Genomic DNA, 18632 nt, shown 5'->3' with positions numbered 1-18632 from the left:
TCAGGACACGCGCAGGACCTCAAACTCACCCGCATCGCGTCGTTCCCGCAGACGTTTTTTGTCGATCTTACCGACGCTGGTCTTCTCGAGAGCATCGACAAAAACCCAGCGCTCAGGAATCCAGAACCGCGCCACGCGTTCGCGCAAAAAGCTGCGAAGCTCTTCGGCACCGAGGTCGGGACGGTGACTGACCACAATTGCCAGGGGCCGCTCCTGCCAGCGCTCATCCGGCACAGCGATCACGGCGGCCTCGGTTACGTCCGGGTGGGCCGACAGGGCATTTTCCAGGTCCACGGACGAGATCCATTCGCCTCCGGACTTTATCACGTCCTTGGTACGGTCAGTCAGCTGCACGAAGTACTTGCTATCGATGTGACCAACATCGCCGGTGCGCAGCCAGCCGTCCGCCGTAAAGCTGTCGCTGGCGTCGATGCCGTGGTAAGCGCCGGTCACCCAGGGCCCCCGCAACTGCAGTTCACCCACGGTTTCCCCGTCGCAGGGAACCGGCTCACCGCTATCGTCTATTGCTCGCACTTCAATGCCCGGCACCGGGCGACCGCTCTTGGCCCGCCATTGCGACTCGGCCTGGCCCTCGAGTTCCCGCGGCGGATGCGACAGCACGCACATGGGGCTGGTCTCAGTCATACCCCAGCCCTGCAGGAGGGGCACCCCCCAGCGTTCACGCACCGCTTCGATCATGGCCGGCGGCACCGCGGAGCCGCCGGACACCAGCAGCCGGAAGCAGCGCATGTCGAGCTCTTCTTCCGGCACGCGCAGAAGGTCTCCAAGCACCGTGGGTACCATCGCGCTGAACGTGGGTCGTTCACTGCCGATCAGGCGAATGAGCTTGTCCGGCTGCACGTGGGGCCCCGGCATGATCAGATCGCTGCCGGAGAACCAACCGCTGTAGGGCATGCCCCAGGAATTGGCGTGGAACATGGGCGGCAGCAGCAGCAGCCGGTCCGCCTCGCAGATGCCGAAGGTATCGGTGGCGCGGGAAGCGAGCGCATGCAGATAGGTGGTCTTGTGGCTGTAGACCACGCCCTTTGGATTGCCCGTGGTACCGCTCGTATAGCAGATCGCGGCCGCCGCATTTTCGTCCAGCGTTGGCCAGGGATAGTCATCCGGCTGCTGGCTCACCGCCTTGTGATAGTCGTGGCTGTGAACAGCGCCACTGACGGGCTCGGCCCCGGCTCCGACAACAAGCAGGTGCTGGACCGTATCAAGGAGCGGCAGCGCCGGCGCGAGCACCTCAAAAAGCTGCGCATCGACGATCAGCACGCGGTCTTCGGCGTGATTGATCACGAAGGCGATCTGCTCCGTGGACAGGCGCACGTTGATCGTGTGCATGATCGCGCCCATGGCAGGGATAGCCAGATAGGCTTCCTGATGCTCGCGGTTGTTCCAGCTGAAGGTTCCCACGCGATCGCCGAGACGGACCCCCAGGTCGCGGAGCAGGTTGGCGAGGCGCACAGCGTTCCGGGCGATCTCACCATAGCGGGTGTGCGTTACCCGGTCGCCATCGAAATCTGCAACGACGCTGTCGGGGAACACGCTCGCCCCGTGACGCATAATCATCTGCACAGTCATCGGCATGTGCATCATGGTGGCGGGCATAGGCGCGTAATCGGCCATCTACCAATCTCCTCTTGCTGCAGCAGCCGCCTCGGCCAGGAGCGCGGGTACGTCCTGTTCGATACCGCGGGCATAGGCCGTATCGACCTTGCCCCGGCGGTACAGCACGTAGGCGCCCTCGACAATGGCCGCCAGGCGCCAGAAGGCAAAACACAGGTAATAATCAAGGTTGTCCAGGGTGATGCCGGTCTGACCGGACCAACGCTCGGCGAGATCCCGGCGGCTGTGGACGCCGGCGCGCCGGCTCACCTCCTGGATGTGCGGGAAGCCGGGGGGGGCCGAGCGCCGCTGGTCGCCCCAGAACATAAGCAGCAGCGCCAGATCTGACAGCGGGTCGCCGATCGTCGCCAGTTCCCAATCGATGATCGCCGCGAGGCCCGGCCGGTCCGGCAGGGAGAGCGTATTGTCCAGGTGGTAGTCGCCATGGGTCAGGGCACCGGGATGATCTGCCGGCTTCTCTGCCAACAGCCAGGCAGCCAGCGTCTCCAGCTCGGGCAGTTCCCGCACCTGGTCGGCCCGTCGGACCTCCCGCCAGCGCGTCACCTGCCGCTCCAGAAAACCCTCCGGGCGCCCGAAGTCCTCCAGACCCAGCGATGCCCACGGCAGCGTGTGCACGAGCGCCAGTTCGTCCACGAGGTCCTCGCCGAGGCGGTTGACACTCTCTGCTGTAGCGTCGTAGCTCGCCGGGAGCGTCGAGGTGATCGCGACGCCGTCGACGTGGCGCGCAACAAGAAAGGGCCGGCCCAGGACCGTCGGATCTTCACACCAGGCGACGAAACCGGGAACCCGCGCCCGCCCGGACAGGGCACGGAGTACCCGCCCCTCGCGTTCAATACCCCGGTGCGCCTTGGCGGATACGGCGTTTTCCGGCGGCGTGCGCAGCACCAGGCGTCCGTCGTCACTGTCGAGTTGAAGCGTGACATTGGCATTCCCGCCGCCCAGAACGCCGGACACCCGGGCGCCGGTTACGCCGGCGTGGGTTGCCAGCCAGTTGGCCAGGGCCGTTTCCTGTGCGGGATTCATTGTCCGGGGACTCCGAAGCTCGACAGCAGGCCGCCGTCCACGGGCACGAAGGCGCCGGTCATATAATCGCTGGAGCCAACCCAGTGAATTACCCGGGCGATGTCCTCAGCCTCGCCGTAACGACCCAGGGGAATGGTCTGGCGCATGGCCTCGAGGGCCTTCGGTGAGACCCCGCCGGTCATCTCCGTGAGGACGAGACCGGGAATAACAAGGTTCACCCGGATGCCCCGGGGGGCCAGCTCGATCGCCAGGGCGCGGGTCAGGCCGGAGAGTCCGGCCTTCGACGCTGCGTAGGCGACATCGCCGGGAAAGCCCCGAAAACCGACAACAGCGCCGACGTTAACGATAGCACCGCCGTCAGTGAAGTGCGGCTCCACCGCCCGTATCGCCTGGAGCGCGCCGGTAAGGTTCACATCCAGCACGGCCTGCCAGTCTTCGAGCTTGAGGCGTCCGACGCGGCCCCCGCGATGGAGGCCTGCGTTGTTGACCAGCACATCGATGCGACCCCATTCGCCGAGCACACGCTCGGCGACGGCGGCCAGTTCTTCCGGCCGCGAGACATCCGCGCGACAGGCAATACAGTTGTCACCGCGAGCTTCTGCGAGCGCTTCCAGGCCCTCGCCGCGAGCCACAAGGGCGACGCGGCCGCCCTGCTCGAGGATACGATCGGCAGCTGCCAGCCCGATCCCTCGGGAGGCTCCGGTTACAATCCAGGTAGTCGTGTCTTTGTCCATGGCATCCTGCGCTTGGGAGTTATAAATATTTGCTTGTTTGCGACTAGCAAGTTTAAACTTGCAGCCTACCAAGTCAAGGCACAGCGCCCCGCAAGGCGCGCCGGGACCAACCCCAGAGGCCCTAAAATCAAACGGGAGGCTGCGTGAGCTGGAGTTTCGAGACTGACCCTGAGTTTCAGCGGAAGCTGGATTGGATTGATACTTTTACACGAGAGGAAATCGAGCCCCTTGATCTCGTCTTCCGTGGCGCCGGGGACCCCTGGGATCCGGAATCTCCCGCAGCGAAGGCCATGGCCCCGCTCCGGGATATCGTGAAGAAAGAAAAGCTTTGGGCCTGCCACCTGGGCCCCGAGCTGGGCGGCGAGGGTTACGGGCAGGTCAAGCTCGGGCTGATGAACGAGATCCTCGGACGCAGTCGCTTCGGACCGAGCGTATTCGGCTGTCAGGCGCCTGACTCCGGCAATGCAGAGATCCTCGCGCACTTCGGCACGCCGGAGCAGAAGGCAAAGTTCCTGCAGCCTCTCCTCGACGGCAAAATTGCCTCCTGTTACTCCATGACCGAACCCCACGCAGGCGCCGACCCGGCACAGTTCACCTGCACGGCGGAGCGCGACGGTGACGAGTGGGTCATTAATGGTGAAAAGTGGTTTGCCTCGCACGCCAGCTTCTCCGAGTTCCTCCTCGTCATGGTGGTGACCAATAAAGATGTGCCGATTCATGAGGGCGCCTCCATCGTGCTCGTCGAGAAAGGCACGCCGGGGCTGGAGATCCTGCGCAATACCGCGGTCGGACCCTATGTTGAACAGGGCGGCGGCGTGCATGGCTACCTGCGCTTTACGAACTGCCGCGTGCCGGCAGAGAACCTCCTCGGCGAAGAAGGCGGCGGTTTCCTGGTGGCGCAGACGCGCCTCGGCGGCGGCCGCGTGCATCACGCCATGCGCAGCGTCGGCGTACTGAAGAAAGCCATGGACATGATGTGCGAGCGAGTCAAGAGCCGTCACACCAAGGGCGAGCTGCTGGCGGACAAGCAGCTGACCCAGGAAAAAATCGCCGACACCTACACGCAGATTCTCCAGTACCGCCTGCACGTGCTCTACACAGCCTGGTTGATCGACAAGTACAAGGAATACAACCGGGAGGTCCGCAAGGAAATTGCCGCCATCAAGGCCGCGACGCCCAAGGTGCTGCAGGAAGTTATCTACCGCGTCATGCATCTTCACGGCAGCTGGGGTATGTCGGATGAGACGCCCCTGATGACCATGTGGGCGAACATTCCGGAGCTTGGTGTGGTCGACGGCCCCTCAGAGGTGCACAAGATCACGGTGGCGCGCACGGTATTACGTGACTACGAGCCTTCGCCGGGCTTGTTCCCGACTTACCACACGCCCACGCTGCGCGAAGCGGCCCTCAAGAAGTACGGCCACTATCTGGAGGATTGAGCGCTAGCCGCCGGCGCGTCCCCGGGAGCCCAGCTCCCGGCTCGCCGGCGCATCAGGAGAAGGCACAGGGGATGGACCAGCGTACGGTAGCCGTGGTGGGTGGCAGCGGCGGTCTCGGGGCCGCCAGCTGCCGTCGTCTAGCCGCAGATGGCTACGGACTGCACATCGGTTATCACCGCAATAGCGACCGTGCCCGCGCACTCAGCGAAGAACTCGGCGCCCTGGGCGTGCCCGTGACCAGCAGCGCCGTTGACCTGCGGGACCCGGACGCGGTGGATAATTTTCTCAGCGAAGCCGGCAGTAGTGACTGGCCGCTGACGGCGGTCGTCAACGCGACCGGTCCCGCCATTCCTCTCTGCCCCCTCGTGAATGTCACGCCCGAGCAGTTCCGCGAGATCATGGAAACCGACGTCTTCGGCGCCTTTCATCTACTTACGGCAGCGGCCCGGCGCCTCCCCCCCGGCGGCGCCCTTGTGCAGCTGCTGACCACGGCCGTGCTGCGCACCCTCGAAAACGACGGCATGTCAGGCATACCGAAGACGGCCATCGCCGGCATCGTGCGTCAGCTCGCCCGGGAGATCGCAGGCGATGGCAAGCGCATCAACGCCGTGGCTCCGGGGGTGATTGATGTGGGTATCGTCCACTCTTCCTTTACCGCCGACCAGACCGCTCAAGACGTGATACGCCTGTGCCTGGACCGCACTCCGGCGCCGCGCCTGGGCGATCCCGGGGAGGTTGCCGCGACCGTCGCTTTCCTATTAAGCCCGGGGGCGGCCTATATCAACGGGCAGATCATTGGCGTCGACGGCGGCTACAGCGCCTGACGCCGCATATCATGAAGGAGAAAAGCCCATGCCCAAGGCCCTGTCCCCTGCCCTTCTCGCCACCACGCTCCTTGCCGGCGTCTCCGGTGCCGCTGCGAAGCCGCCAACGCCAGCGGAGCTGGCCAGCGCGGGCGAGGCCGTCTACCTTCGGCACTGTTCCAATTGCCACGGTATGTCCCTGCGCGGATCGCCGCACGGCAATGCTCTCCTCGGGCCTGTCTTCCTCGACAAGTGGGGCCAGGCCTCACCGGTAGACCTGCTGCGCTACACCGCAGCGAACATGCCCCCGGGCGGCACCTCGGTGCTGCGCAATCGCGACCTCGCAGCAGCCGTCGCCTACCTGCTGGAGCGCAACCGGGAGTCCGCAGCCGGTGACCTGCCCCTGCTCGACCTCGCGGCGCTGGCTCCCGTGGGGGAAGGTGCCGAAGAGGCAAGCGGCGACGAGGGCTGGTTCAATTTCACTGAGGCAGGGACAATCGATCAAGCCGCTCGCAGCCGGGGTGGCTTCCGCGGACAAGGACTTGACAGCTATACCCCGGTAAGCGAAGCCATGTTGGCCAATCCGCCACCGGGGGACTGGCTGAGTTGGCGTCGGACCCGGGACGGACATGGCTACAGCCCCCTCGCCCAGGTCAACCGGGACAATGTCGGCGACCTCAAGCTGGCCTGGGTTCTCGCCATGCGCGACGGCAGCAATCAAGTCACGCCGCTGGCCCACGACGGCATCCTCTACGTCACCCACCCGGGGAACATTATCCAGGCCGTGGATGGCGCCAGTGGGGAGGTCCTCTGGGAGTTCGTCTACACCTTCCCACCGGAGGCCAAGACCCTCGGCGGTCCGGTGCGCAACATTGCCATCTATGAGGACAAGCTGTTCCTGAGCACCTACGATGCGGCGCTGATCGCCATCGATGCACGCACCGGAGAGCAGCTCTGGCGTACGGCGAAGGCCGACTACCGTGAAGCCTATACGCACACAGCCGGCCCCATCGTCGGCGGCGGCGTGGTCCTGTCGGGCATAAACGGCTGTGAGCTGTATACAAAAGCGGGCTGTTTTATCACCGGACACGACCCGGACACGGGCGAGGAGCTGTGGCGAACCTCTACGATCGCCCTCCCCGGTACCCCCGAAGGTGACACCTGGGGCGGGCAACCGCAGGCGCTGCGGGCCGGCGGCGACGCCTGGATCGCCGGTTCCTACGACGCGGAGCTCGACCTGTTTTTCATCGGCACCTCCCAGGCAAAGCCCTGGGTGGCGGCAAGCCGCGGCATGAGCGCAACGGACCAGGCCTTATACACAAATTCCACCCTCGCCCTGAACCCGAAAACCGGTGACATCGTCTGGCATTTTCAACATGTGCCCGGCGAGACCATCGACATGGATATCGGCTTCGAGCGCGTCCTGGTGGATATCGACGGTAGACAGGTTCTGTTTACCGTCGGGAAAGACGGGCTGCTTTGGAAACTTGATCGGCGCAACGGCGACTTCATCGCGGTCAAGGAAACGCTGCCGCAGAACGTTTTTGCCGGGATCGATCGGGAAACAGGCCGGGTGAGCTACCGGGAGGACATCCTCGAAGCAAAGATAGGCGATACCATCCAGGCCTGCCCGGGGATCTACGGCGGCCATAATTGGCAGGCTTCGACCTATAACCCCGAAGCGGGCAGTCTCGTCATCCCCCTGCACCAGCTCTGCTCCGACATGGTCGGGCGGGAGGTACCCCTCGAGGTTGGTGGCGGCGGCTACGGCGGTGACTCACGCACCTACGAAATGCCAGGTGCCGGCGGTAAGCTGGGCAAGCTGGCCGCCTACGATGTCCGCACCCTGGAAGAGCGCTGGTCCCACGAGCAGCGCGCCCTGTTCCTCAGCGGCGCCCTCGGCACGGCCGGTGGGCTCGTGTTCATCGGCGATCTGGATCGCTATTTCAAGGCCTTCGACGTGGACAGCGGCACTGTGCTGTGGGAAACGCGCCTGGGCGCACCGCTACACGGCTACCCGATCACCTACACGGCCGGCGGCAAGCAGTACATCGCCGTACCGACCGGTATCGGTGTGTTCCGCGCACTCACCGCAGTGCTCTCGCCGGAAATCTACCAGCCGACGAACGGCCAGGCCCTTTACGTCTTCGAGCTGCCCGACTAGCTCTCGTCCAGCGTAAAAAAACCCCGGCCGTCTCCGGCCGGGGTTTTTTCATTTTAGCGGGGTAACGCTAGTCGACGTCGAGCCCGGTGCGCCCAGCCTCACGGATGATCGGCTGGTACTCAGCAAAAGCCGGCCCCTCGGCAGTCGCACCGATGGTGATGCCGGCGTCGGTGGTGAGAGTGTGCCCGGTGGTATAGCCCGAGTCGTCACTGGCGAGCCACAGCGCCGCATTCGCCACATCCATGGCCAAACCTGGCCGGCCTTGCAGCGGAGAGGCCTCGGCGAGAGCCCGCTCAGCGCCGGCGATATCGTTGGGATCACCGGTGAGAACGTTGGCTACCATGGGTGTAGCCATGCTTGCGGCGGCGATCGTATTAACACGGACACCACTGCGAGCGAGCTCTGTCGCCACGCTTTTGGTAAGGCCGACCACGCCGTGCTTGGCAGCCGTATAGGCGTGGGGGCCAAGGCCACCAAGGATACCGGCGGTGCTTGCCATGGTGATGATGGAGCCGCTGCGCTGGCCGACCATGACCCGCGCAGCGTGTTTCATGGCGTAGAAGGTACCGTTCAGCAGCACGTCGATGCTGAAGCGCCACTCCTTGCCCGGGGTAGTCGCAAGGGGTCCTACAGAGCCGACGATACCCGCGCAGTGGAACAATGCATCCAGGCTGCCAAAGCGCTCCACGGTGGCATCCACTGCGGCCACCAGATCACTTTCTTCCGTTACATCACAGTCACGGTAGAACGCGCCTGCCCCCAGCCGTTCAGCGAGCGCTTCACCGGCCTCTCGCTGGATATCGACTATGGCCACCTTCGCGCCCTCGCGGACGAACAGTTCGGCGGCCGCGGCGCCGATGCCGCTGGCACCGCCGGTGATCAGCGCGGTCTTGCCTTCAAGGCGCATTGCTATCTCCCTTTTCCTGTTGTTGCCTGGCGGCTAGGGGCCCGCGCGTGGGCGCTCAGGTGCCCTGGTTGATGAAATCGTGCGGTGCCCGCTGCCCCACCGTCGCCGCGGGCAGGTCACCCATGCCCTGGCTGCAGGACGGCTCGAGGCGCATCCAGTCGGTCAGACCGGTGCGGTGCACGATCTTCCACTCGCCATCGCGACACTCGAAGCGGTCCACGTAGCGCCCGCCTACCAGGTAGTCCATCTCGCTGTCATAGGCCGTCGGCCCGGCGAGCGGATCGCCCTTCGGGCGCATGAGATGGTAGGCAGTGAAATAGGTCTCGACCCGGGCCGCGTCGTCACCGTCAAACTCGATCAGCGTATTGCCGAGCTGGTGGTGCGTGCGGGCACAGGTCGAGAGGAAGCCGAACGCGAAGGCAATAAAGTCTCCCGGTTCCTCCGGCGACGACGGCGCCGACGGATCCGAGGAGGGGCCCTCGTAAAAATGGTTGTGCCGTGAGCCGGGGTGGAACACGCTGCGCAGAAGCGCCTCTTCCATGCGGTCGATGGCGCGTACGTAGCGGTGAATGACGTCTCTGATGGCCTCCCTGGCCGCGAGTTCTTCCATGGTCATCATCCAGGTCTCCTCCCCGGTTCCCGAGGTCTCAGTTGTTGTTGAAGTTATAGACCACTTCCAGGCCGTAGGTCCGCGGCCGGCGCACCGACGCATAAGACCAGAGGCCCGCAACTTCATAACCGTGGGTGAAGGTATCCTCATCCGTCAGGTTGCGGCCGAACAGGCTGAACTGGAGATCGCCGATCGCGTAGTTGACCGATGCATCCACCAGGCCCTGAGAACCGTTCTCCGACTCCACGTTGTTGGTGATCGAGGTGTAATGATCGTCGATATAACGGTAGGAACCCCGCACCCAGGCATTGCCGCTGCCAATCTCCCACTCGTAGGTGGCATCAAGGGTACCGGTCCACTCCGGCGCACGACGGAACTCAAGGTTGCTGAGATCCACAACGGCTCCCTCGACATCCGTGTACACGAAATCATCGTATTCCGAATCCAGGTAGCCCAGGTTGGCGCGAAGGCTGAGGCCCTGCGTGACGTAGGCCTGCACGTCTACCTCGAAGCCGCTGATCGTAGCCGACGACGGGTTGATGACGACGGTCTTCTGCCCGGTATCGGTCTCGTTCGACGGCAGCTGCAGTTCTTCCTGCTTGTCCTGGTAGTCCATGGTGAAGATCGTGGCGTTGATGCGCAGACGGTTATCGAACAGTTCCGACTTCACACCCAGCTCGTAGTTGTCCACAGTCTCCGGGTCGTAGGGCTGAATGGCTTCCTCAAGACTCGCCACGCGGCCATTGAAACCACCGGCACGGTAACCAACGGAATAGTTCGCGAAGAACATAACGTCTTCGTTATAGAAGTACTTCAAACCGACGCGCGGAGTAAACTCATCCCACTTCTCGCTTGGATGTTGCGTGCGTCCCTGCGATAGCGTGTTGACCTCGCCAAACTGCGCAGAGGTCTTTTCATCTTCCGTATAGCGGCCGCCAAAAGTCAGCGTCCACTTATCGCTAAGGCGCCAGTCGGCCTCCAGGAAGGCCGCGATAGATTCCGTCGTCTGATTCGTAGTCTGCGGGATATCCGCGATCAACGACGTAAACGCGGGATCGTTCGGTGCTCCATTTGCGAGGTCGAGGAAGCCGATGTAGCTGCGCATACGGCTTTCATACTCGGAGTCCCAGTAGAACAGGCCAGCCTGGGCCGTGAGCGGGCCGTTATTGTCCCAAGTGAAGCGAAGCTCATGGCTGTCTTGTTCCCATTCGCCGGGGCGCTGCGTGTGGTAAAGAAGATCCGGCGTTCCATCCCAGTCCTGCAGCGAATCCTCGTCTGACTCCCAACGGCCGTAGATGTAGTCCATGCGCAGCGAATCGGTGATATCCCAGCGCACCTCGAAGATATGGGTCTCCGTGTCGAAGAAGGCCTCCATCCACTCATTGCCGACCTGCGAACGCAGGGATACATTCGTGTCGAAGCCCGGCGGCGGAGTCGGTGCACCACCGCCACCGGCCGCACCGAGGCGATCGCCGGTGATCGTGTTGCCGATCGCGGTGCCGCAGTAGCCGTAGACGCCGCAGAAGGCCTGATCCGGACGGGTGACATTCACCAGCGGCGGCGTGTCCTGATCGAGTTCTTCCCTGTTGTAGGTGTACTCGAGTTCCAGCGTATCCGTGGCGTTCCAGAGGAAGTTTGCACCGAGGTTAGTGTACTCCTGGCGACCCTGGTCACCACGACGGGTGACGTTGTCGTAGTAACCTTCGTTCTGGTCGCGCATCGACGCCGTAAGCTTCACGGCGAGATCCTCCGTAAGGGCGAAATTGAAAATACCGTCCAGGTAAGCGGTGTCGTAGTTTTCAACACCGGCGCGGAAGCGGCCGCCGAGTTCACCGGTGGGCCGGGTACGCTCGATATTGATCATGCCGCCGACGGTATTCCGCCCGAACAGCGTCCCCTGGGGACCGCGAAGGACTTCCACCCGGGCCAGGTCAATGCTGCGCATCAAGGCACCGGCGGTGGAACCGATGAAAACACCGTCGACGCTGACACCGACAGCCGGGTCAAAGTTTTTCTCCAGATCGGCAACACCGACGCCGCGAATGAAGATCGCCGCAGTACCGCCCGGCCCCTGCCCCGTGTCATCAATAATGAGGTTGGGAGCGATGTTCGCCAGATCCTGAATATCGCGGGCAAACTGGCGCTGGATTTCCGTCTCGCTGAGTGCGCTGACAGAAAGGCCGACGTCCTGCATGCTTTCTTCGCGTTTCCGCGCGGTAACGGTGATTTCTTCCAGAACACCCTGCTGAGCCTGTACAACCGGTACGGAAGTGATCCCTACACCGGCGGCAGACAGCGCAATTACCAATTGCTTCTTACGATTCATCATGGGGCTTGCCTCCTCGGCGATACATCCTTGTGTTATTACTCTGGGTTTAACGTTTCTTTCTATTATTCTGTCGCGGCCGCGCGCGGCCGATCGCCGCTCAGCCGGGAGCTGTCAGCGGCGTGCCATTGACCGGGTTGAAATAGTGGATCGTCACATCACGCTGCTTGATGCGCCAGATCCCGTCGCGTCGCTCCACCAGATCTTCGTAGGTGGCACCGACGATCTGACAGACGCTCTCCCCGGCCAGGCGGCCGACGCAGTCGACGTCACAAACGGCGCGGGCGCGGTCGGGACCATCGAACTTGACCGTGTTGTTGGTGCTCAGGTGGTGACTTTCGTCCCAGGCCGGCCAAAGCACATTCTTTACTGCCTCGCGGATCCCGTCGTGCCCCTCGAAGGCGCCGAAGGGCGGGCCGATATTCCAGACACAGTCATCCCACCATATGGCGAGGAAGCGGTCGAAATCCCGCTTGTCAAAGCCATGGCAGTACTCGGAAGCCAGGTCGATGATCGCCTGGCGGCTTTCCAGCTGGTCGATGCGCCCCAGTAGGACCTCGATCGTCGCGGCGTCTGCGCTCATAGTCGTGCTCTCCTGCCCTGTTATGGCCCTTCGGGCTTATGTCAGGCTCGGTAAGACGAGTTGCTTGTTTGTGTCTAGCAAGTGTATCCGACGGACCCGCCGGGTCAAGCGTCTGCCTGTGAAAAAATGCCGTTTCAGCGGCCGCCGCAGTGGCATTCCGCCGGGGGTTGGCGAGAATACCGTGTCCTGAAACGCAGCGCACGAACTTAAAAAAACGTGGCGATCAGCAGTAAAAGCACCAGCACGATCGCCCCGGCGAGCGCAAAGCGCCAACTACCCAGCTCCCGCTCTGCGCCAGCGAGCCGGCCCGGCCATGCGCCGGCATCGAGTCCCTGCCACAGCAACAACCGCCAGGACACCCGTTCCCGCGCCTGAGTAAAGCGGGCTGCAAGCGGCGGCCACAGCCTCGACAGCGCCGCTGTCGCAGCCGCGCCGGCGGCTACCGCCAGGACAGCACTCAGGGCACCAGCGGCATCGCCGAGGCGCCAGCCCAGCGTGGGAACAACAAGCAGCACCAGGGTGGCAGTGGGCAACAGCTGCCCCGGTCGCCGCGCCACCAGGAGCAACAGGGCGCCACGGCTTGCAGCGGCGAGGGCAGCAAAGCCGGCGATGACCGTTGCCCCCGGCAGCACAGCGGCTGCGCCGGCAACAGAGGGAGTGACGGCATTGTCTGCGACCTTGGCAAAAAGCAGCGCAAGTTCAAACGCCGCCAGGTCGCCGGGAACCAGCAGCAGCACGATGGCCGGCAGCCGGCCCGGGGCCAGCGCACCGCTGCTCAGGCGGGCAGCGAGCAGCGCGTAACTCGCGACGGTGAAGCCAGCGAGCAGGAGCATCAGGTCTGTGGCGACGAGGGCAGCGATACACGCTGCCTGAGCCAGGAGCAGGCAAGCGCTGACGCGGGGCGATAGCCCGGCACCCTTCCCCCACGGCGCCAGCGCCAGCGCAAAGAACACGGAAACAAGCGAGACTACAGCGGCTCCCGGCCCACCCCCGGCCACACCGCTGCCGAGCAGAATCCAGGGTAACGCCAGGGGCTGGGCCGGCAGCAGCAGCGCGACAGGCAGAAGCGCGACCAGCGGCACCAGCCATTGACGAGGGCGGCCGCAGAGGAGCGGGAGCAACGGCAGCAGAAGCAGAGGCGCGAAGACGACCAGGGTAAGCAGACTCATGGCGCGTAGAACTCCCGCCGCACCACCAGCGTAGCCCACTCCTGGGGACTGTATTGGACGGATGCCAGCACGCCTGCGAGGAGCACCAGCAATGCGGTGATCACCGGGGGCAGCAGCAGCGCAAGGGCCGTCTCTGCCCGCACGCCTGCGGGCACCGGTGCCCAGGCGGCGGTGGGCGCGCGGAACCATGCGCGGTGGAGAATCGGCAGAAAGTAAGCGGCATTCAGCGCACTGCTGCCGGCCAGCACAAAGACAGCCCAGGTGGCGCCGGCCTCAATCGCACCGAGACCGAGGTACCACTTGCTGATAAACCCGGCCATCGGTGGCAGGCCGATCATGCCCAGCGCCGCCACAGTGAAAGCAGCGGTCGTCAGCGGCATACGCCGTCCTACGCCGTCCAGCTCGCTGACCTTGTGCAGGCCGAGGGTCTCGGCGTAGTTGCCCGCACAGAAGAACAGCGTGATCTTCATCAACCCCTGGTGGACGAGGTGGACGATACCGCCAATGCTGGCGAGCGGGCCGACGATAGCCACGCCAAGGGCGATGTAGGACACCTGCGACACCGTCGAGAAGGCCAGCCGCCGCTTGAGGTCGTCCTGCGCCAGGGCGCGGAGGGAGCCATAGATGATGGTGACCGCAGCGACCGCCGCCAGGGCGTCGGTCACACCGAGCTCTGCCGCGTATTCCACCCCGAAGACGTCGTAGACAATACGGATGATGCCGAAAGCGCCCGCCTTGACCACGGCCACCGCATGCAGGAGCGCACTCACCGGAGCCGGTGCCACCATGGCCCGGGGCAGCCACCCGTGCAACGGCACCAGTGCAGCTTTGACGCCGACGCCGGCTACGAGAAGGAAAAAAATCGCCGCCAGCACCGGTGACGATGCCCCGGAGCCATCGACGAAGCCCCGCGGCGTAAAAGTCAGAGTCCCGGTCTCGGCGTAAAGCCAGGCCGTACCGAGAAGCAGCGCCGCGCCACCGCCGATCGTATAGGCGAGGTAGCGGTTGCCCGCCGCCCGCGCCGCGGCTGTTTCCCGGTGTACCACCAGCGGGTAGGTCGATAGCGTCAGCAATTCGTAGAAAAGCAAAAAGGTGATCAGGTTCCCGGCCATGGCGACGCCCACGGTGGCGGTGACGCAGAGGCTGAAGAAACCGAAAAAGCGCGCCCGGTTCGGCGAACTCTCGAGATAACCGATGGCATAGATGGTGGTGAGAAACCAGAGCTGCGCTGACAGGGTCACAAAAAGCAAGGCGAGGGAGTCCGCTCGCAGGGAAAAGGTCAAGCCCGGCAGCAACGGATAGGACACGGCATAGTTCTCGCCCCTGGAGACCCCCCAGAGCATCACCGCCACCAGGACCAGCTTCACCGTGGCCCCGGCGAGATTGAGCACGCTTCGCACACGCACAGCCCCCTCGGGCAGGAAAAAGATCACCAGGCCCGGCAGGAGCGATGTCGCCAGCACCGCCAGCGGCAGCAGTTCGTGCTCGCTCATGGCACGCCCCCGAGGAGCCGCAGCAGAGGCTGACCCAGAAAGCCGACACCCACGGCGCTTGCGGCCAGTGTCAGAGCAGCCCATTCCATGCGCCGTGGCAGCGCCGTTGCGTCGGGGCGATCACTGCCGCCGAAGGTGTGCTCGATCAGTTTGAAGATATACACGGCCGCGAGCAGACCGCCGACGAGTATCACCGCTACCAGCCACCAGTCCCCGGTGGCGATAGCGGCCTGAAGCAGCAGCCACTTGCCGTTGAAACCACCACTGGGCGGCATACCCATCAGGCTGACTCCGGCCAGAGCGATGGCACTGGCGGACAACGGCAGGTGCTGCACTACCCGCTCGAAGCCGTCTAAGCGGTCATGGCCCGCACGTCGCGCGAGGTTGCCCACGGCAAGGAACAACCCCGCCTTGGCCAGCACATGGGAGACCAGCAGCAGCGTAAAGGCACCGTAGGCGGCCGCTCCCGCCGCGGGGACCAGGGCCAGGGCCAGGAGCAGATAGCCCAGCTGCGCGACGGTGGAATAGGCCACCAGCAGCTTGGCGCGCCGCTGCAGTACTGCCTGCAGGGAACACCAGAGCACACCGGCAGCACCGATAGCTGCGAGCAGTTCGGCAACGAGGGGCCAGGCGCCATCGTAGGTAGAAAGCCAGAGGCGCAGCAGGAGGTAGAGGGGAGCCTTTACGGCCAGAGCGGAGAGCGCCGCACTGACCGGCGGCGAGGCATTCGCGTGCGCCGGCGGCAGCCAGAAGTGCAGCGGGAACACCGCCGCTTTGAGCAGCAGCCCGGCGACCATAAGCGCAAAGGCCACGGCACCGCCCGGCAGGGCCGGACCCTGGCCCGAGAGCTGAAGAAGATCGAGGGTACCTGTCGCACGGTATAGCAGCGCCACGCCAAGGAGGTAGGCCAGGGAGCCCGTGATAGTCGCCAGCAGATAGCGCAGCGACGCAGCCAGCGCCGCCGCGCCGCCGCCGAGGGCAGCCAGGGCAACCGCGGACAAGCCGAGGAGCTCCAGGGTAACGTAGAGGTTGAACAGGTCGCCCGCGATGAACAGCCCGTTCAGGGCGCCGAGAAAGAGCAGGAAAAGACCGGCAAAATAGCGCAGCTCCCGGCCGGCATAGGCGGCACTGGCGTACAGCGCGAGGAGCGGCGCCACGGCGCCGGCTACCAGGATCAGAACCGCCGATAGGCCATCGGCGCGCAGGGCAATGCCCAGGGGCGTGCTCCAGCCGCCGACGCTGTGTGCCACCTTGCCCGCCCCTGCCAGCGCGTCCACCAGCGCCACAGCCAGCGCCAGGTTGCCGGTGCTGACGCCAAGCAGCAGCGGCCCGGCACCGCGCGGGAGGAGCAGCCCGAGCAGCCCCCCCGCCAGGGGCCAGAGCACGAGCAGGGGCAGCAGCGACGACGCGCTCACGAACCATCCTGCCCGGCCGAAGGCCGGTCGTCTTCCGCCGGCCCGGCAAGGCGCAAAAGCAGGTTGAGGCCCAGGGCCGTGGCAGCCACAGCCACAACGATACCGGTAATAACCAGCGCCTGCGGAAGCGGATCACGGGGGCCGGCGCCGGCGATGAAGACCAGAAACACGCTGCTGCCCATTACATTCACCGCCAGCAGGCGGCGCAAGGGATGGACCGCGATGATCAGCGCGTGGAAACTCAGGCAGAACAGCAGTGCACCCAGCACCGCGTAGCAGGCCTGCCCCGTCACGGGTCCCGGTCCTCAAGCTCACCGGTACCCAGGAAGAGAGCCACCAGAGTCACTGCGATAGACAAGAGCGCGAAGCTCTCGATCACCAGTATCAGGATCCCCGCCTGCTCCGGGGGCAACCCGAGAAGGGTGCCACCCCACACCAGCGTCCCCGCGGCGACGGCAAGGAACACGCCGACGCCAAGGCCGGCCAGAAGCCACAGCCGTTGCTCCAACACAGCAAGGAAGCGATCACGCCCTGCAAGGAGTGCCAGAATACCTGCCGCCCCGAGGAGCGCGCCACCCTGAAAGGCACCACCGGGCCTGGTAGCACCGGCCCACAGAAGGTAGAGCGCGACAAGTACGAGCACGGGCAGGAGAAGCGCGGCGAGTTCCCGCAACACGCCGCCGACAGCCCCCCCGCCGCTGGGCGGCGGCAGTGGGGCCAGGCAGCGCACGCCGGCCAGGGCTACCAGGAGTACCACCAGCTCCAGCAGCGTGTCATAGCCGCGGAAGTTCAGGAGCACGGCTGTAACCGGGTGGCTCACACCGCTGTCCGCAAGGGATCCGGCGATGTGCGCCGGGACGTCCTGCCCGGGGGCGACGGGCAGGCTCACGGCCCAGGCCAGCACTCCCGCCAGCATCAGCAGCAGGAGCCCCAGGACCGCATGACCGAGGCGCTTCACGGTTTATCCTCGTCGCGACCACGAAGCCGGGCCACGGCGGCCATGAGCAGCGCGCCGGTCAGCCCGGCACCGATCGCCGCCTCCGCCAGCGCTACATCCGGCGCCTCGAGGCGCATCCAGGCCAACGCCAGGAGCATGCCGAAGGCGACGAAGAAGACGACCGCCGGGAAAAGGGCGCGGGTATAAAGGGCCCGCCAGGCCGTCAACAGCAGTGCCACAGCGAGCAACAGGTCCAGCGCCGGCGGCAGAAGGCTCAGCGCTGCCATGGCTCAACTCCCCGCCGCAGCGCCGCCCGGGCAATAACGTGGGAAACGGAGGCGCTGGCGAGAAGCACCAGGCACCAGATCACAAACAGCTTCGCCCCCACCAGGGGCGAACCCACCTCCAGCGCAAGGCCGAAGAGCAGGAAACCGAGCCCCACGTTGTCCGCCTTGGTCAAGGCATGCAGCCGGCTGTGCACGTCGGGAAAGCGCAGCAGGCCGACGGTGCCGGCAAGAAAGAAAAACGCCCCGAGCGCCAGGGACGCAAGCGCCAGCCAGTTCATTTACTGCCCTCCCGCGGCTGCCACACCCGGCGCACGAAAGCGACCGCGGTGATTGCAGCAAGGAGCGCAAAGACCAGGGCAACGTCACGCAGCGCCGGCATCGCCCGCGTATCGGCCTCGATCGCAAGCAGGGCCACTGCGGTCGTACCGAAAAGCTGCGTGCTCAACATACGGTCGGCGGCCGTCGGCCCCGTCAGCACCCGCCAGAGACCCGCGAGCAGGTTCGCCAGGAGAAACAGCGCCAACCATGGGTGCACGGCGTCGATAGTCACTGCGGGAACACCCGCGCAAGACGACCCTCGAGCCCACTTAGAGCCTGCTCATGATCGCCATTTTCATCAAGCACATGTACCCAGACGGTATCGTCGCGTATATCCGCACTGAGCGTTCCCGGGGTGAGCGATATGCTGTTGAGAAACAGCACCCGAGGCAACCCCGCAGGCAGGGACGTTTGATAGACCACGAGCGCGGGCGCCAGGCGCAGTCGGGGCGCCAGCGCGCGCCTTGCCACATCCACAGCTCCGCTCACAGAGCGCCCGATAAAAAAAGCGACAAAGACCAGCACCGGCCAGGGCCTGAAGGGTACGGGGGACGCCAGCTGCAGACTCAGCCAGGCGGCCAGCAGGACCGCCGGCGCCCCCAGAAACCAGCTCCCGGGCTCGAAGCCGGCGAGGATGCCCCAGAGAAGCGCGTAAAGGGCGATCCGGAACGCGCCAGCGCGCAGGACTGCACTTGAGACAGCGGGCACGTCAGCTCATCGGCAACACAACATTGCCATGCAGCATAGACCGGGCAGCAGAGGCAGGTCAAAAAAAGGACCGCGAAGGGG

Annotated in this window: 19 protein-coding genes; 3 read left to right on the top strand and 16 right to left on the bottom strand. The window is 64.8% G+C overall.

Annotated elements, in window-relative coordinates:
- Genes HRUBRA_RS00400 through HRUBRA_RS00390 form a run of 3 tightly spaced genes read right to left on the bottom strand, consistent with a single transcriptional unit; the run spans position 1 to position 3392 of the window.
- Entirely contained in the window at positions 1-1635 is a 1635-nt protein-coding gene (locus tag HRUBRA_RS00400) for a long-chain fatty acid--CoA ligase (protein ID WP_236629737.1), read from the bottom strand.
- Positions 1636-2658, bottom strand: a complete 1023-nt coding sequence (locus tag HRUBRA_RS00395; RefSeq protein ID WP_035513401.1) for a phosphotransferase family protein — start codon at positions 2656-2658, stop codon at positions 1636-1638. It lies immediately after the preceding gene.
- Positions 2655-3392 (bottom strand): SDR family NAD(P)-dependent oxidoreductase, encoded by a 738-nt coding sequence (locus HRUBRA_RS00390; RefSeq protein WP_035513399.1) that lies wholly within the window; start codon positions 3390-3392, stop codon positions 2655-2657. The genes HRUBRA_RS00395 and HRUBRA_RS00390 overlap by 4 nt, the downstream gene beginning before the upstream one ends.
- 143 nt (positions 3393-3535) lie before the next feature.
- On the opposite strand from HRUBRA_RS00390, the gene HRUBRA_RS00385 reads away from it, so the two are divergent.
- From HRUBRA_RS00385 to HRUBRA_RS00375, 3 genes are all read left to right on the top strand, one after another.
- Positions 3536-4831, top strand: coding sequence for an acyl-CoA dehydrogenase family protein (locus tag HRUBRA_RS00385; RefSeq protein ID WP_035513397.1), 1296 nt, complete (start codon positions 3536-3538; stop codon positions 4829-4831).
- Positions 4832-4902: 71 nt separating this feature from the next.
- A complete protein-coding gene (locus HRUBRA_RS00380) occupies positions 4903-5655 on the top strand; it encodes an SDR family NAD(P)-dependent oxidoreductase (protein ID WP_035513396.1) in 753 nt (250 codons plus the stop codon).
- A gap of 28 nt (positions 5656-5683) precedes the next feature.
- Positions 5684-7798, top strand: a complete 2115-nt coding sequence (locus HRUBRA_RS00375; RefSeq protein WP_084592367.1) for an outer membrane protein assembly factor BamB family protein — start codon at positions 5684-5686, stop codon at positions 7796-7798.
- A 67-nt stretch (positions 7799-7865) separates the two neighbouring features.
- Here the strand turns inward: HRUBRA_RS00375 and HRUBRA_RS00370 are convergent, their stop codons facing one another.
- From HRUBRA_RS00370 to HRUBRA_RS00310, 13 genes are all read right to left on the bottom strand, one after another.
- Entirely contained in the window at positions 7866-8705 is an 840-nt protein-coding gene (locus HRUBRA_RS00370) for an SDR family oxidoreductase (RefSeq protein ID WP_035513394.1), read from the bottom strand.
- A 55-nt stretch (positions 8706-8760) separates the two neighbouring features.
- Complete coding sequence (locus HRUBRA_RS00365) at positions 8761-9324, bottom strand: nuclear transport factor 2 family protein (protein WP_236629736.1); 564 nt, start codon at positions 9322-9324, stop codon at positions 8761-8763.
- A 28-nt stretch (positions 9325-9352) separates the two neighbouring features.
- Positions 9353-11644 (bottom strand): TonB-dependent receptor, encoded by a 2292-nt coding sequence (locus tag HRUBRA_RS00360; RefSeq protein ID WP_035513393.1) that lies wholly within the window; start codon positions 11642-11644, stop codon positions 9353-9355.
- 97 nt (positions 11645-11741) lie between these two features.
- Positions 11742-12224 carry a nuclear transport factor 2 family protein gene (locus HRUBRA_RS00355; protein ID WP_035513392.1) on the bottom strand — a complete coding sequence of 161 codons (483 nt, stop codon included), beginning with the start codon at positions 12222-12224 and terminating at the stop codon, positions 11742-11744.
- A gap of 206 nt (positions 12225-12430) precedes the next feature.
- Entirely contained in the window at positions 12431-13393 is a 963-nt protein-coding gene (locus HRUBRA_RS00350) for a hypothetical protein (RefSeq protein WP_035513390.1), read from the bottom strand.
- Positions 13390-14886 carry a complex I subunit 5 family protein gene (locus tag HRUBRA_RS00345; protein ID WP_035513389.1) on the bottom strand — a complete coding sequence of 499 codons (1497 nt, stop codon included), beginning with the start codon at positions 14884-14886 and terminating at the stop codon, positions 13390-13392. Before HRUBRA_RS00345 ends, HRUBRA_RS00350 begins: the two co-directional genes overlap by 4 nt.
- Positions 14883-16301: a complex I subunit 5 family protein gene (locus HRUBRA_RS00340; RefSeq protein WP_035513388.1), complete on the bottom strand. Its 1419-nt coding sequence runs from the start codon at positions 16299-16301 to the stop codon at positions 14883-14885. The genes HRUBRA_RS00345 and HRUBRA_RS00340 overlap by 4 nt, the downstream gene beginning before the upstream one ends.
- On the bottom strand, positions 16298-16594 hold the full coding sequence (locus tag HRUBRA_RS00335; protein WP_035513387.1) for an NADH-quinone oxidoreductase subunit K: 297 nt from the start codon (positions 16592-16594) through the stop codon (positions 16298-16300). The genes HRUBRA_RS00340 and HRUBRA_RS00335 overlap by 4 nt, the downstream gene beginning before the upstream one ends.
- Positions 16591-17259 (bottom strand): MnhB domain-containing protein, encoded by a 669-nt coding sequence (locus HRUBRA_RS00330; protein ID WP_035513386.1) that lies wholly within the window; start codon positions 17257-17259, stop codon positions 16591-16593. Before HRUBRA_RS00330 ends, HRUBRA_RS00335 begins: the two co-directional genes overlap by 4 nt.
- Complete coding sequence (locus HRUBRA_RS15080) at positions 17256-17525, bottom strand: Na(+)/H(+) antiporter subunit B (RefSeq protein ID WP_035513385.1); 270 nt, start codon at positions 17523-17525, stop codon at positions 17256-17258. Before HRUBRA_RS15080 ends, HRUBRA_RS00330 begins: the two co-directional genes overlap by 4 nt.
- On the bottom strand, positions 17513-17803 hold the full coding sequence (mnhG, locus tag HRUBRA_RS00320) for a monovalent cation/H(+) antiporter subunit G (protein WP_035513382.1): 291 nt from the start codon (positions 17801-17803) through the stop codon (positions 17513-17515). Before mnhG ends, HRUBRA_RS15080 begins: the two co-directional genes overlap by 13 nt.
- Entirely contained in the window at positions 17800-18075 is a 276-nt protein-coding gene (locus HRUBRA_RS15075; protein WP_201771490.1) for a monovalent cation/H+ antiporter complex subunit F, read from the bottom strand. Before HRUBRA_RS15075 ends, mnhG begins: the two co-directional genes overlap by 4 nt.
- Complete coding sequence (locus HRUBRA_RS00310) at positions 18072-18551, bottom strand: Na+/H+ antiporter subunit E (protein WP_084592366.1); 480 nt, start codon at positions 18549-18551, stop codon at positions 18072-18074. The genes HRUBRA_RS15075 and HRUBRA_RS00310 overlap by 4 nt, the downstream gene beginning before the upstream one ends.
- Positions 18552-18632 lie beyond the last annotated feature (81 nt).

Origin of the sequence: Pseudohaliea rubra DSM 19751 (assembly GCF_000764025.1) — a bacterium.
GTDB classification, from domain to species: Bacteria; Pseudomonadota; Gammaproteobacteria; order Pseudomonadales; family Halieaceae; genus Pseudohaliea; species Pseudohaliea rubra.
The sequence above is the reverse complement of the archived record's forward strand: the minus strand, read 5'-3'. Positions and strand labels throughout refer to the sequence as shown.